Below are 14,665 nucleotides of genomic sequence, written 5' to 3' on the forward strand. Positions count from 1 at the left end.
TTGACCGAATGGGGATTGTTCGCGGTTCTTTTTATCGCCTTATTTATTGGCTGGGTGCTCGGCCGTCGACGCACCCCTGAACCGACTAAAAAAGAACTTAAGAAAGTACCCAATGATTACTTTCGCGGGCTCAATCACCTTTTAAACGGTCAGCAGTCTGAAGCCATTGATGCTTTCGTGGATTCATTGGAAGTTAACTCAGACACCTTTGATATTCATCTCACCTTAGGCAACTTGTTTCGCAAGAAAGGCGAAATTCAAAAAGCCATCAATATTCATCAAAGCTTATTGGCGCGTCCGGATATTTCACCAAGAGACACGCGTCTGGTGCAGCTTGAGCTAGCCAGTGACTTCATGTCAGCCGGTCTTTTAGATCGGGCAGAACGCTTATTGCTTAATATTGCGTCACGTAAAACTGAGTTTCAAAAAGAAATTTTCACGCTCTTAGTCGACTTATATGAGTTTGAGCAAAGCTGGGATAAGGCGATTAAGATAGGGCATCAGCTGCAGCTGGACTATCCGACCAAAAAACAAGCCCAACGTTTAGCGCATTTTCACTGTGAACTCGCCGAAGAAGCGTCGCGCAAAGAACTATGGCCGAAAGCCTACCAGCAATACAAAGAAGCGATTGAGGCAGATTCTGATTGTGTCCGTGCCAGCATGGGCTTGGCGGATCTGTACATGTTTCAGCGCCGCTATCGTGATGCGATTAAAGAGCTTAAAGCGATCGCTGATCAAGATCATGAATTTTTACCTGTCATTATTCCTAAACTCAAAGAAAGTTATCAAAGTGTTTGGGGGAGTGGCGGTTACATCAAATTTTTGCAAGAGCAATTAAATAAACACCCCTCTGCGACGCTTATTCGTGCGCTGACAGAACATTATGCCCATGATGACAAAGAGTTCGCAGAACAGTTTATAATAGATCAACTTCGTGCCCACCCAACCATCAAAGGCTTCCAAGAGCTGATTGATATGCAGCGTGCTGACGCGCAGGGTCATGACTTGGAAAACCTAAGCGTGTTGTACGGCTTGATCGAACAATTAACGTCTTCTAAACCCAAACACCGCTGTCGACAGTGTGGTTTCGCCGGCCTGCAATTGCACTGGCAGTGCCCAAGTTGTAAGAGTTGGGGCACCGTGAAACCAATCCATGGTTTAGAGGGCGAATAACTTATTATTCAGAGGACTTTAAATGACCTGCCAATCTCCTATCGTTGTCGCATTGGATTATCCAACCATTGAACAAGCTACAGCGATGGCTAAGCGCTTGGACCCTCAACTATGCCGTGTGAAAGTCGGCAAAGAGTTATTTACTAAAGCGGGCCCAGCGATTCTAGATCAATTACACGGCTTAGGCTTCGATGTATTCCTAGATCTTAAATTCCATGATATCCCGAATACCGTGGCGAATGCAGTCTCTGTTGCCGCAAAAGCCGGTGTTTGGATGGTCAACGTCCATGCGACCGGTGGTCGTCGTATGATGGAAGCTTCAGCCAATGCGCTGGCGCAGATTCATGATCATAACACCTTGTTGATTGCGGTGACGGTTTTGACCAGCATGGATCAATCGGATCTTGCAGAAGTAGGGATTGATTTGTCGCCTGAAGAGCATGTGATGCGTTTGGCAAAACTTGCGCAATCCTCGGGTATGGATGGCGTAGTATGTTCAGCACAAGAATCGACCATGCTGTCAGAAACCTTGGGTAAAGACTTTGTCCTAGTGACACCTGGTATTCGCCCTGCGGGGGCAGACCAAGGCGATCAAAAACGTATTATGACCCCAGCGCAAGCGATGGCTGCAGGTAGCCATTACCTAGTCATGGGACGTCCGATTACTCAAGCTGCGGATCCGATTGCCGTACTTGAGCAAGTCAATACTGAGTTAGGAATCCAGATCTAAGCTTGAGTCGTGAATGAAATGTGGTAATCTTAAAAGGCTGATCGAAGATTGATCAGCCTTTTTCTTTGGCATGAAGCCATTTTAACAAGCATAAGGAGTATGCATTATGATCCTATCTATGAAGCGTTTTCTGACCGCGTGTGCACTAGCATTGCCTCTAATGGCCAGTGCCGCTGATCCACTTGATATCAACGCCGCCACTGCAGACCAATTGGCCAGTGTGTTAAATGGTGTAGGTGAAGCAAAAGCCGATGCCATCGTTGCCTACCGTGAAGCCAATGGTGAATTTGCTTCGGTCGATCAATTGCAAGAAGTGAAAGGCATTGGACCCGCGCTATTGGAAAAGAACCGCGTACTCATCCAAGTGAAAGACTCAGAGTAATGAGATACACCAACAGTAAGCGACTTTAAGCTTACTGTTGGTAGCTTTGATGTCTTTTCACATGCCATATCGTTACTTAAGCTGATAACGATTAAACCTCAAAATTTGGCCTTTTCTTAAGCGTTTTTTGTTTATTATCTGCACTTAGGTAAGACGAAAAATCGGAAATTTGTTACCCTGATTAACTGCTTAATAAATTTATAAAGGTCGAAACGGTGTCGCACGAATTTGAAGTGGTCTCACAATATCAACCCGCGGGTGATCAACCTAAAGCGATTGAAAAACTTGCCCAAGGCATAGAAGCAGGGCTTGCTCACCAAACGCTGCTAGGGGTGACTGGTTCTGGTAAAACCTTTACGGTTGCTAACGTTATCGCCAAGGTGAAGCGCCCGACGATTATCATGGCGCACAACAAAACCTTAGCGGCACAGCTCTATGGCGAGTTCAAAGAGTTTTTTCCTAACAATGCTGTCGAGTACTTCGTCTCATATTACGATTATTACCAGCCAGAAGCTTATGTGGCGGCATCCGATACGTTTATCGAAAAAGATGCCTCGGTAAATGATCACATCGAGCAAATGCGTTTGTCGGCCACCAAAGCGCTACTTGAACGTGAAGACGTAATTATCGTCGCCACCGTGTCGGCTATTTATGGCTTGGGTGATCCACAATCGTATTTGAAGATGATGCTACATTTGGATCGTGGTGATCGTATTGATCAGCGTTCGATCTTGCGTCGGTTGGCTGAGTTGCAATATACGCGCAATGATATGGTGTTTGAGCGTGGTAATTTTCGGGTACGTGGTGATGTCATCGATATTTTCCCAGCAGACTCTGAGGACGAAGCGATTCGTATTGAATTGTTCGATGATGAAGTGGACAACTTGGCGGTATTTGATCCGTTGACCAATCGTACTATTCGTAAAGTGCCACGTATTACGGTGTATCCTAAAACCCACTATGTGACGCCGCGCGAGACCATTCTAGAAGCGATTGAAAAAATCAAAGCCGAGCTAGATCAGCGTCTTGAGCAATTAAAATCCATGAACAAGCTGGTAGAGATGCAGCGCTTAGAGCAGCGCACCAGTTATGATCTCGAGATGATGCAAGAGCTTGGTTATTGCTCTGGCGTGGAGAACTATTCGCGCTACTTGTCGGGTCGGCCCGAGGGTGCGCCGCCGCCAACGTTATTTGACTACTTGCCAGCCAACGCCTTATTGGTGATCGATGAATCCCACGTGACTGTGCCGCAGGTGGGTGCTATGTATAAAGGTGACCGCTCGCGTAAGGAAAATCTAGTGGAGTATGGTTTCCGACTGCCTTCGGCGCTAGATAATCGCCCCATGAAGTTTGAAGAATGGGAGCAGATCAAGCCACAAACCATCTTCGTTTCGGCCACGCCCGGTAAATATGAAGAAGAGCACCAGGATTGGATTGTCGAGCAAATCGTTCGACCAACTGGATTGGTGGATCCTGAGCTTGAAGTACGTCCTGTTGCCACGCAAGTCGATGATCTGCTGTCAGAGATCAACAAGCGTCTACCAGCAGGCGAAAGAGTCTTGGTCACTACGTTGACCAAACGCATGGCCGAAGATTTGACTGACTATCTGCATGAGCATGGCATCCGCGTACGTTACCTGCACTCCGACATCGATACTGTTGAGCGTGTCGAGATCATCCGTGACTTACGTCTTGGTGAGTTTGATGTGCTCGTGGGGATTAACTTGCTTCGAGAAGGTTTGGATATTCCTGAGGTGAGTTTGGTAGCTATTCTCGATGCCGACAAAGAGGGCTTCTTGCGTTCTGACCGCTCGCTGATTCAGACCATTGGCCGTGCTGCGCGTAACGTTAATGGTAAGGCAATTTTGTACGCCGATCGCATTACTGGCTCGATGCAGCGAGCGATGGATGAAACCAATCGTCGTCGTGCCAAACAGGAAGCTTTCAACGAAGAGCATGGCATTACGCCTCAAGGGATTACCAAATCCGTTGAAGACATCATGGAGGGTGCTTATAACCCTGGTGCGGGCGGGCGCAATAAATCTAAGCAAACGCGCAAAGTGGCAGAGAAAGTTAAAGACTACGAGATCGAAAACATGGACGATGTGGCAGAAGTGCGTAAAGTGATCGTACAGCTACAAAAAGAGATGACAGTCGCCTCTGAAAACTTGCAGTTTGAGCTGGCAGCAGGCTATCGCGACCAGATTCGTACCCTGCAGAAAAAGTTAAACGAGGTAGGTGAGTAGGGTTTTCTTTTTGGAAAACAATTTGTTAAAAAGTTTTCTAGAAAGACTTGATCTAAACAAAGTGCTGCGTATAATAGCCAGCACTTCGTAGGTCTATAGCTCAGTTGGTTAGAGCGCTACCTTGACATGGTAGAGGTCAGCAGTTCGAATCTGCTTAGACCTACCAACGAATTCCTTACTCAGTAAGATAAGAAAGCCGATCCTTATGATCGGCTTTTTTTGTTTCTAATCTTGGTACTTTTTAGCGGTATCGATAAAGCCCTGTTCAACGCTTATAAACGCGGCAACAATTTTAGGGTCGAAGTGGCTACCATTACCTTCTAAGATAATAGATTTGGCTTTTTCGTGGGGAAAGGCTGGCTTGTAGATGCGCTCAGAGATTAGTGCGTCATATACGTCTGCTAGGGCCATGATCCGACCTGATAGGGGAATATCTTCACCTTTTAACCCTTTCGGATACCCAGTGCCATCCCATTTTTCATGATGAGCTTCGGCGATGTCACGAGCAAAGCGTAAAAATGAACTTTCCTTTTCGCCGACTTCTTGCTCGGCTGCAATCAAGGCTTGTGCACCCAATGGTGCGTGATCTTTCATGATTTCAAATTCTTCAGGCGTCAGGCGTCCAGGCTTAAGTAAAATTTTATCAGGAATGCCGACTTTGCCGATGTCATGCAGTGGCGCAGAGCGAAACAGTAGGTCGATATTTTTGGCATTGAGCTGATCAAGATAATGGCCTTGTCGCAGTAACTCTTCGGCCAGTAGTTTGACGTAAAATTGGGTGCGGCGAATGTGGTTGCCAGTTTCGTTATCTCGAGTTTCGGCCAAGGATGCTAGCGCGTGAATAGTGACATTTTGTGTCAGATGAACTTCTTTGGTGCGCTGTGCTACCGTCTCTTCGAGTTGCTCATTTTGTTCAAGCAATGCGCGCTGAGCATCCTGTAGAGCCAAAATATTGTGTACTCTGGCCAGTACAATCGCCGGTGAAATTGGCTTGGTGATGTAATCCACTGCGCCTAAGCTAAGGCCGCGCTCTTCGTCAATATGCTCAGACATAGCCGAAACAAACACCACCGGAATCGATTGGGTCTCTGGTTCTGCTTTTAACTTTTCGCATAGCTCGTAGCCGTCCATATCTGGCATCATAATATCGAGCAAAATCAGATCTGGTAGGCCGCTATTACTTATACGCTCCAATGCTTGATAGCCATTTTTGGCGATCAAAACACGATAGTCATTACGCAAAATTCCCGACATAACGGTTATGTTGACGGGCTCGTCATCCACGACCAAGATCGTTTTCTGTGCTACCTCGTTCATGTAATTCCCTTTAGTTGTAGCGCCTAGTTAATGTATTTCACAACATTTAACAATTCTTAAATACTAACTTGATGCTGTTCTTTTTAGCATAGCCTACATTAAATAATTGGTGTTAACAGCTTAACCTAAAGTCTACATGACAAGGCGATACGAGTGTTAGGTGCTGTATATAAAATGTTCACAGGTGAGTGGCATTTAAAAAGTTTGAGTGCACTGTTTTCTTTATTGCACGATGCACTTCTGGTGAGGCTGTCTGGTTAACTATTATGAATGACGCAAAAGCTATTTTAGAGCGGCGCTTGGCGCAAGAAATACGCGAGCGAGAGCAGCTGCAAGCACAACTTGAGGCGCAAACCGCGCAGCTTGATGAGACAAGTCAACGCCTAGAAACCTTGCTTCAGCGTCAAGAGGAATGGTTGCATCTGCGCACCGAGGAGCTGAGTTCAGCGTTGGAGCTAGCGCAATCGGCAAGTCAGCATAAAAGTTATTTTTTGGCCAATATGAGCCATGAAATACGTACCCCAATGAATGCCATTTTGGGCTTGACGTACTTGCTTCAGGATACGAGTTTGTCACCCAAACAGCAGGATTATTTGAGTAAGATTCAGGCCGCAGCAGATAATTTGTTGGTGATCATCAACGATATTTTAGATTTCTCCAAAATTGAGTCAGGTCGTTTGAAGCTGGAGCAACAAAGCTTTTCGTTACGCGAAGTGTTGCAACGTGTTCACGATGTAAATTATTTGGCTGCCGAGCACAAAGGGATTCAATTGAGTGTTGCGTCTGATCCAGACATACCTGAGCACCTATTGGGAGATGCGACACGACTAGGGCAGATCCTCACTAACCTTGTTAACAATTCCGTAAAATTTACTCACGCTGGCTTCGTCAAGCTTGAGGCACGCTTGATACAGGTGTGGCGCCAGAAGGTGCACTTTGAGTTGGTTGTTGAGGACTCTGGTATTGGTATCTCTGTGCATCAGCAACATACATTATTTGATGCGTTTACCCAAGCAGATGATTCGACCAGCCGTCGATATGGTGGTACGGGGTTAGGATTATCCATCACTCGACAACTGGTGGATCTGATGGGAGGAGAGTTAGAGCTTACCAGTGTGTTGGGCGAGGGAAGTGTATTTCGTCTACAGTTAGTATTGCCAACGGCACAAGCGCGCGAAGATTATTCAGTGTCCAAGCGGTTTGTCGAACAAACCGAAGGTCTTGATCGTACTCGTGTTTTGGTTGTTGAAGATAACGATGTGAATCGTCTTATTGTTAAAAGCTTGTTGGAAAAACTGGGGGTTTTGGTGGATACCGCGGATAACGGTCAAGAGGCGTTAACAGCGATTGCCAACCAAAGCTACCAACTTGTGTTTATGGATCTACAAATGCCAGTGATGGATGGTTTTGCGGCGACTCAAGCCATTCGTTCTCGCTTTGGCGACGATTTACCGATTGTTGCCCTGACGGCCCATGCTATGAGTGGTGATTATGAGCGTAGCATTACAGCAGGCATGAACGATCATATTACCAAGCCAATCAATCCGCTTGAATTGAAAGAGGTACTTTTAAGGTGGTGTGGCCATCAAGGCACCTTGGCGGATGCTGAGCAGACGCTTTCAATACAGGTGGGTCAGCAAGTGTTGCCGGGGTTGGAATTGGAGGCTGCTCTGACCAGAGTTGGCGGTGATTTAGAAAAATATTTGGCGTTGTGGCGTCAGCATCAGCGCCATTATCCAAGTGTTGAACACACTATTCATGAGCTTTGTGTAGGTCAAGATCTGGATGGGTTAGTGGCCTTTGGCCATACCATGAAGGGCGTCTATAGTCAGCTAGGCGCAAGCAAGCTTGCACTGACCGCAGCCCTTTTAGAGCATATAGATGGCATCGGTATTGAATTGGAAGGCATTGTTAGCCGTTGGCGCCAAGAGTTATTGGAGCTTGATCACAATCTGGCAAAGCTCTATCAGGAGCAAGCGCCTAAATTGAGCCAATCCTCTGAGCGATATGCGGTGGACTACGAGGCCTTGTTAACAGCGTTATTTTCGCTTCAGGGTTTAATATTTGAAGGCAACTCACTGGCACTGGAACACATCAAGCAGCTTGAGCCAACTTCGACGCTGTTTTCAGAATCAATCAAAGCACAGCTATCAAGATTGCATGAGCACTTGGAAAACTTCGATTTTGATGCTGCTCAAAGTGTGCTTGAAGTCTTGATAGAAGAGTGTCGCCAGTCATCATCAAGTTAAATGCGCTCTGCTGTGTTGCTTTTCTTAATATGAATGTTACAGCGCGTACTTTAATGTTTGAATTAGTTATGCGAAAAGCCTAAAAGAATGCTTTAAGTCATTGTCTCTAAAAGAAAATGTTGATATTGGCTGATGTCGGTGTAAGCTTTTGTAACTGGCGTATTTGGTGCTTCAACGCTAACATATTTGTAACGGTTTAAGAGTCATAGCGCCTTATATTTAGAGCGCTATAGAGCAAGGGATTTTGTTGATTAAGCTAGGAAGCCTCTAGGCAGGGATAAGGCGACTAAGGGTCGCATCAATTGCACATACCAAGGATCAAATATGTTGAAAACATCTCTAATTCATCTTTTTGCGGTGCTCGTTGCCGGTTACCTAGCTTGGTCGGGCTTCCATTGGGAAGCATTTATCATTTTAGCGCTATCAGGTGCTTTGATTGTATTTCTTGCTCGACCACAATCCTCTGAGAATATTCCTAATACTACTGGCGCCAGCAGTGCTTCAAACACAGCCGATGCGGCGTCATTGGATAAAGTGCAGCATCTTCTTAATGCAGAGTTAGTGCCGCTGTTGAATGTCTGCAAAGACGATATGCAAAATGTCTTAGACACACAAAAAAGTGCGGTTGAGTTGCTGAGTCGTTCGTTTGATCAAACCAATCAGCTGATCCATAGCCAAAACGAAAACATTCATATGTTGCTTGATGACAGTGACCACAACGGTCAAGAGCGACGCTACAGTGACGTGATGCGTGATTTTGCTGGGCAAACGGCGCAAACCATGGATAAGTTTATCGGCACTATGACAGAGATGTCGGATGGCTCTAGCCAGCTACTAGAGAAAGTTCGTGCCATTCACGCCGAAATGCCGCAAATCACCCAAGCGTTAAAAGACATTGATGATATCGCTGAACAAACCAATCTATTGGCCCTTAACGCAGCGATTGAGGCAGCGCGTGCAGGTGAGGCTGGCCGCGGCTTTGCGGTGGTAGCAGATGAGGTGCGTTCGCTCTCAAATCGCTCTTCAGGATTCAGTGATGCTATCCAAGCAAGATTGCAAAAAATGCAGCAGCAGGTCAACGTGCTGGCGCAATCCATGGAGCACCTAGCAGCCCAAGATGTTTCTTATATTTCTGATTCCAAACATTCGATGCAGAGCATGTTGGAGCATGTGGTCGAAAAAGCTGAGGTTGATGAAGCCACTGCTCAACGTTTGGACGGCTTAGCCACGGATCTTGAAAGCGCCATTTTTGATGCCACCCGCGGTTTGCAGTTTGACGATATCAACTCGCAAAATTTGCTCTACACCATTGAGACGCTTGAGTTTATTACCGAGCAGATGCGCCATCTTAACCAAGACAGTATTGAGTCTTTGGAAGCCGTATTAGAGAGCAAGTTGGTATCGCTCAAACAACGCAACGAACAAAAACATAATCCAGTCTCACAAAACACCATTGAAAGTGGTGACGTGGACTTATTTTAGCCCTCTCACTCACATTAAAGTTGCTACAGTAGATAGCCTAAGGAAGTAGATATGAGTAAAAAATTATTAGTGGTTGATGATTCGCCTTCGGTACGTCAAATGGTCGAAATGACCTTAAAAGGTGCGGGTTATGAAGTAAAAACCGCTAAAGACGGCCAAGAAGCGTTAGGTGTGTGTCGCGCAGAGCGCTTTGATTTTGTCTTAACCGACCAAAATATGCCCAACATGGATGGCTTAACGCTTATCAAATCCCTACGTGCGATGAGCTCTTTTTCCGGTGTGCCATTGATCGTGTTGACAACAGAAGCCAGTGATGAAATGAAGCAGAAAGGCAAAGCGGCTGGTGCAACCGGCTGGATGGTAAAGCCTTTTGAGCCGAAAAAGCTGCTTGAAGTCGTTGCTAAGGTTGTACGTTAAATCGTTGTTTGCCATTTACGTGGGGTCATAAAAGTATGGATAACTTAAACCAGTTTAACGAAGTGTTTTTTGAGGAAGCGCAAGAGCATCTTGAAACGATGGAAACACTTCTTCTGGCTTATGACATTGATGCCCCAGACATCGAAGATTTAAACAGCGTTTTTCGTGCGGCGCACTCCATCAAAGGGGGCAGTGGTATTTTTGGCTTTACCGCCATGACGGGGTTAACTCATGTCATGGAAAACATGTTGGATGCGGCGCGTAATCAAACTCTGCGTTTAAACAGTAACCTCATTACGGTATTGCTAGAAACCGTGGATGTGCTCAAAGACGTATTGGACAGTTATCGCGAAGAAAACGAAATCGACTGGCCAATGGTGGAAGCTGCCCAAGCAACATTAGAGCAGGCTCATGCGAATGTGATGAGCACTACTAAGCCTGATCAAGAGACAACTGAGCCGCAGCCCAATAGCGCACAAGAAGCGCAAGAAGCACAAGACTTTGGCTTTTTCGATGATGAGCCTGAGACAAATCAGGTGGTTTCAGTGAGCCAAGAAGACGACAGCTTTGGCTTTTTTGATGAAGAAACCGCATCAGTAGATACAGAAGAGGGTTTTGGCTTTTTTGAGGATGTGACTGAAACGGGTGTAGAAGACCCAAGCTTTGGCTTGTTCGAATCCGAGACTTCCCCGCCAGTCGTCGACGCGTCAGAAAAATCGCCTCAAGAGACCGTTAAAAGCGAGTCCGCGGTTGTGAAAAAGGCGAGCAAAACCGGCGCGGAAACTAAGACTGAAGCCACCAGTATTCGTGTAGATACCCTTAAAATCGATAAGCTGGTCAACTTAGTGGGTGAGTTGGTTATCACGCAATCGATGCTCAACTTGATTGGTAACGATGTGCAAGACAGCGTCATGGAAAAAATGCAGGGCGCCTTGGCTGAGTTAGAGCGTAATACCCGCGAGATTCAAGAGGCGGTTATGTCAGTGCGTATGCTGCCCATTTCTTTTGTGTTTAACCGTTTTCCGCGGCTAGTGCGTGATTTATCGGTCAAACTGGATAAGAAAATTGATTTAGTGATCGAAGGCGCCGCCACAGAAATCGATAAAAACCTAGTCGAGAAGATTTCAGATCCACTGACGCATCTAATCCGCAATAGCATTGATCATGGTATTGAAGCGCCTGAACAACGCCTTGCCAAAGGTAAAAATGAAACCGGTACGGTCATTTTAAGTGCCGCCCAAAAAGGTGGCGAGATCGTTATTAGTATCAGTGACGACGGGGCAGGCCTTAATCGCGAGCGTATTCTTAACAAAGCCCTAGAGAATGGTATTAGTTTACCGGAGCCATTAACCGATGAGGCTATTTGGCAACTGATCTTTGCGCCTGGATTTTCAACCGCGGCAGAGGTGACCGATGTGTCGGGACGCGGCGTGGGCATGGACGTGGTCAAACGCAATATCGAAGCGCTTGGTGGACGTGTAGAGATTTTCTCGGTGCCTGGTATGGGGGCAACTTTCCAGATTAATTTACCACTGACCTTAGCCATCGTTGATGGCATGTGTGTAGAGGCCAGTGATCAAGTGTTTGTTATCCCGCTGGTAAATATTGTCGAGAGTATTCAGCCAACCAAGGCGCAAATTAAGATTATCAAAAACAACCCAATTTTGTGGGTGCGCGAAGAATATTGGCCGTTAGTCGATATCGCTCAGTCCCTAGCGAATGATCAGGCTCACAGTGATTTAGAAAAAGCGATTGTGGTGTTGGTAGAAACAGCCAAAAGCCGTTTTGGCCTGATAGTCGATGGATTAGTTGGCCAACAGCAAGTTGTAATTAAAAGTTTAGAGCGTCACTTCAGACGTGTGGAAGGGGTAGCTGGCGCCACCATAATGGGCGACGGCAGTGTAGCACTGATCTTAGATGTGGAATCGCTGACGCAGTTTATCCAAGCAGATATTAAGGGAGGCATGGCTCATGACAGCAGTGCAGCAATCGAGTTCTAGTACCATGTTGGCACAAGAGTTTCTGACATTTGTACTCGGGGATGAAACCTACGGTCTAGATATTATGACCGTGAAAGAAATTCGCGGTTACGAAAGCGCCACCAAAATAGCCAATGCGCCAAGCTATATTAAGGGTGTCATCAATTTGCGTGGCGATATCGTACCGATTATCGATCTACGTATTAAGTTTGGCATCGGTGAAGCGACCTATAATGAATGGACTATCGTCATCATGCTCAATGTCAAAGATCGTATTGTCGGTATTGTCGTCGACAGTGTCTCTGATGTGATGAACTTTGATGCAGAAGACATTCGTCCGGCACCAGAGTTTGGTGTCACATTTGACAGTCGTTACTTGCATGGCTTAGCGAGCATGGATGAGCAAATGATCATCATTGTGGACATCGAAGAGCTGATCTCCAGTGATGAATTAGGTTTATTTGATACGGCGCATGCCTAATAATTTGATAAGGACAATACACCATGGGTGGATTTAATAATCTTAGCCTGACATTAAAATTTTGTGTGTTAGGTTTATTTGTTGCGCTGGCCATTGCGATTCCGACCAAGCTTTTTTATGACTATGAACAGGTAGCTATCAATGCCTCTCAGCATGAAATGCAAACGCTACAGTATGCACAGCAGCTCAGCCAAATAGCTGAACTATTACGGCAACAGAACTCTCAAGCCCTTGCCAATAATGAGGCTGGTGGCGGCTCGGTATCGCCACAAAATCTACAGCAGCAGTTGGCTACCTTGCAGCAGTCGCTCGCGGCCCATCAAGCCAGTGCGCCCATCCAAATGAATCATGAACAAGCGGTCATGCGCAGTAGTTTTCTAATCATCGCGGCAGTGGTGTTGGTGGCACTGTTAATTTCAGTTTGGGTGATTCGAAGTGTCACGCGTCCGATTCGTCTACAGCTTGGTGCGATCCGTCAAATTGCTGAAGGTGACTATAATGTAGAGCTCAATACTAAACGCAAAGATGAGTTAGGGCAGCTCAACCAAGGCCTTGTCGGTATGGCCAGTAGCTTTGCTCAAGGGCGTAGCGAACGTGAGCGTGAAGAGGCTGAAAAAGAGCAGCGTATGTTATCAGCGATGCGTGTCGAAGCGGCGCTGAATGCGACCTCAACTAACGTTATGATTGCCGATGCAGAGCGCAATATTATCTACATGAACCAGTCAGTAGAAGATATGTTGCGTGCGGTCGAGAGCGATTTGCGCCAAGCCTTGCCGCACTTCTCGGTCGACACCATCGTTGGCAGTAATATGGATATTTTCCATAAAAATCCTGCCCATCAAAAGCATCTACTACAAGCGTTGACAGGGCGTTTTGAAAGCAACATTACCGTCGCAGGCTTGCACTTTAGATTAACGGCAAACCCGATTTATGACGCCACTGGAGAGCGTATTGGCTCCGTTGTGGAATGGTTGGATCGCACCGCAGAAGTAGGGGCTCAGCAGGAAGTCGGCGAAATCGTGAAGCAAGCCGCTGCAGGTAACTTTACCGTACGAGTCAAAGAGACGGGCAAAAATGACTTTATGCTCTTCCTTGCACAATCCCTAAACCAACTGATGAGCACTGCCGACGAAGGGTTAGCAGATATTGCTCGAGTCTTAATGGCTATGTCGGATGGGGATATGAGTGCGCGTATTACACAAGACTACAGTGGGCAGTTTGACGACCTTAAGCGCTACTGTAATCAGACCAGCGAAAACTTGTCGACCATGATTGGTCAGATCCGCAGCGCGGCAGAAACAATCAATGCGGCGGCGACTGAGATTGCACAAGGTAATTCGGATTTGTCCAACCGTACCGAAACACAAGCCTCAAGTCTTGAAGAGACTGCTTCGAGTATGGAAGAGATCACCGCGACCGTGCGTTTGAATGCTGACAATGCACAACAAGCCAATGTACTGGCCAGTGATGCGTCCAAAGTCGCTGAGCAGGGTGGTGTGATCATCGCTCAAGTGGTGACAACCATGGGCTCCATCAACGATTCGGCGCGTAAGATCTCCGACATTATTGGCGTCATTGATGGCATCGCGTTCCAGACTAATATCTTAGCCTTGAATGCGGCGGTAGAAGCGGCTCGGGCGGGCGAACAAGGCCGTGGATTTGCGGTCGTTGCCTCTGAAGTGCGCACCTTGGCGCAGCGTTCGGCCAACGCCGCCAAAGACATTAAATCGCTGATTTCGGATTCGGTCGCCAAAATTACGGATGGTAATGAACTGGTGAATCAATCTGGTGACACCATGGGACAGATTGTTGAGGCGATTAAACAGGTCAATATGCTGATGTCGGATATCGCGTCCGCATCTGCACAGCAGGCTTCGGGCATTGATGAAATCAACCGTGCTGTGACGCAAATGGACGAGATGACTCAGCAAAATGCTGCCCTAGTCGAAGAAGCTGCCGCGTCAGCGGAAAGCCTTAAATCTCAAGCTGGGCATTTAGAAGATGAAGTCGCGCGCTTTGTCTTAGATGAGAACGATCGCAGTCCAGTTTCAACACCATTAGCGTTATCGCATCATGACAGTGAGGTCAGTAGAACCGTGGCCAAGGCCAGTGTATCGTCAGCAAGCCGCAAGCCAAAGATGAGTCCTAAGGCACCTGATCAAAATAATGAGGCGCTCAACGATGATGACTGGGAAGAGTTCTAAATACG

At 46.7% G+C, this 14,665-nt stretch carries 11 protein-coding genes and 1 tRNA gene; 11 read left to right on the top strand and 1 reads right to left on the bottom strand.

Annotated features, from left to right (window positions below):
* The 5 genes from lapB to JQX58_RS11685 all read left to right on the top strand — a co-directional run bounded on the left by lapB (nucleotide 1) and on the right by JQX58_RS11685 (nucleotide 4,697).
* Nucleotides 1-1,173, top strand: a complete 1,173-nt coding sequence (gene lapB, locus JQX58_RS11665; protein ID WP_204147040.1) for a lipopolysaccharide assembly protein LapB — start codon at nucleotides 1-3, stop codon at nucleotides 1,171-1,173.
* A 22-nt stretch (nucleotides 1,174-1,195) separates the two neighbouring features.
* A complete protein-coding gene (gene pyrF, locus JQX58_RS11670; RefSeq protein WP_204147041.1) occupies nucleotides 1,196-1,903 on the top strand; it encodes an orotidine-5'-phosphate decarboxylase in 708 nt (235 codons plus the stop codon).
* A gap of 106 nt (nucleotides 1,904-2,009) precedes the next feature.
* Complete coding sequence (locus tag JQX58_RS11675) at nucleotides 2,010-2,285, top strand: ComEA family DNA-binding protein (protein WP_204147042.1); 276 nt, start codon at nucleotides 2,010-2,012, stop codon at nucleotides 2,283-2,285.
* Between the two features lie 215 nt (nucleotides 2,286-2,500).
* A complete protein-coding gene (gene uvrB, locus JQX58_RS11680; RefSeq protein WP_204147043.1) occupies nucleotides 2,501-4,531 on the top strand; it encodes an excinuclease ABC subunit UvrB in 2,031 nt (676 codons plus the stop codon).
* An 89-nt stretch (nucleotides 4,532-4,620) separates the two neighbouring features.
* Nucleotides 4,621-4,697, top strand: a tRNA-Val gene (locus tag JQX58_RS11685).
* Between the two features lie 59 nt (nucleotides 4,698-4,756).
* Here the strand turns inward: JQX58_RS11685 and JQX58_RS11690 are convergent.
* Nucleotides 4,757-5,848 (bottom strand): response regulator, encoded by a 1,092-nt coding sequence (locus JQX58_RS11690; RefSeq protein ID WP_204147044.1) that lies wholly within the window; start codon nucleotides 5,846-5,848, stop codon nucleotides 4,757-4,759.
* A gap of 266 nt (nucleotides 5,849-6,114) precedes the next feature.
* Here JQX58_RS11690 and JQX58_RS11695 point away from each other — a divergent pair, with 266 nt between their 5' ends.
* The 6 genes from JQX58_RS11695 (at nucleotide 6,115) to JQX58_RS15485 (ending at nucleotide 14,660) form a co-directional block, all read left to right on the top strand.
* Nucleotides 6,115-8,097: a response regulator gene (locus tag JQX58_RS11695; RefSeq protein WP_204147045.1), complete on the top strand. Its 1,983-nt coding sequence runs from the start codon at nucleotides 6,115-6,117 to the stop codon at nucleotides 8,095-8,097.
* A 324-nt stretch (nucleotides 8,098-8,421) separates the two neighbouring features.
* The gene (locus JQX58_RS15480) at nucleotides 8,422-9,579 is read left to right on the top strand and encodes a methyl-accepting chemotaxis protein (protein ID WP_204147046.1); all 1,158 of its coding nucleotides are present in this window, start codon (nucleotides 8,422-8,424) and stop codon (nucleotides 9,577-9,579) included.
* A gap of 51 nt (nucleotides 9,580-9,630) precedes the next feature.
* The gene (locus JQX58_RS11705; RefSeq protein ID WP_204147047.1) at nucleotides 9,631-9,996 is read left to right on the top strand and encodes a response regulator; all 366 of its coding nucleotides are present in this window, start codon (nucleotides 9,631-9,633) and stop codon (nucleotides 9,994-9,996) included.
* A gap of 35 nt (nucleotides 9,997-10,031) precedes the next feature.
* Nucleotides 10,032-11,996 (top strand): chemotaxis protein CheA, encoded by a 1,965-nt coding sequence (locus JQX58_RS11710; RefSeq protein ID WP_204147048.1) that lies wholly within the window; start codon nucleotides 10,032-10,034, stop codon nucleotides 11,994-11,996.
* Nucleotides 11,968-12,456, top strand: a complete 489-nt coding sequence (locus JQX58_RS11715; protein ID WP_204147049.1) for a chemotaxis protein CheW — start codon at nucleotides 11,968-11,970, stop codon at nucleotides 12,454-12,456. The genes JQX58_RS11710 and JQX58_RS11715 overlap by 29 nt, the downstream gene beginning before the upstream one ends.
* Nucleotides 12,457-12,479: 23 nt before the next feature.
* Nucleotides 12,480-14,660 carry a methyl-accepting chemotaxis protein gene (locus JQX58_RS15485; protein WP_204147050.1) on the top strand — a complete coding sequence of 727 codons (2,181 nt, stop codon included), beginning with the start codon at nucleotides 12,480-12,482 and terminating at the stop codon, nucleotides 14,658-14,660.
* Nucleotides 14,661-14,665: the final 5 nt, after the last annotated feature.

Source organism: Marinomonas ostreistagni (genome assembly GCF_016888445.1).
In the GTDB taxonomy this organism is placed as follows: domain Bacteria; phylum Pseudomonadota; class Gammaproteobacteria; order Pseudomonadales; family Marinomonadaceae; genus Marinomonas; species Marinomonas ostreistagni.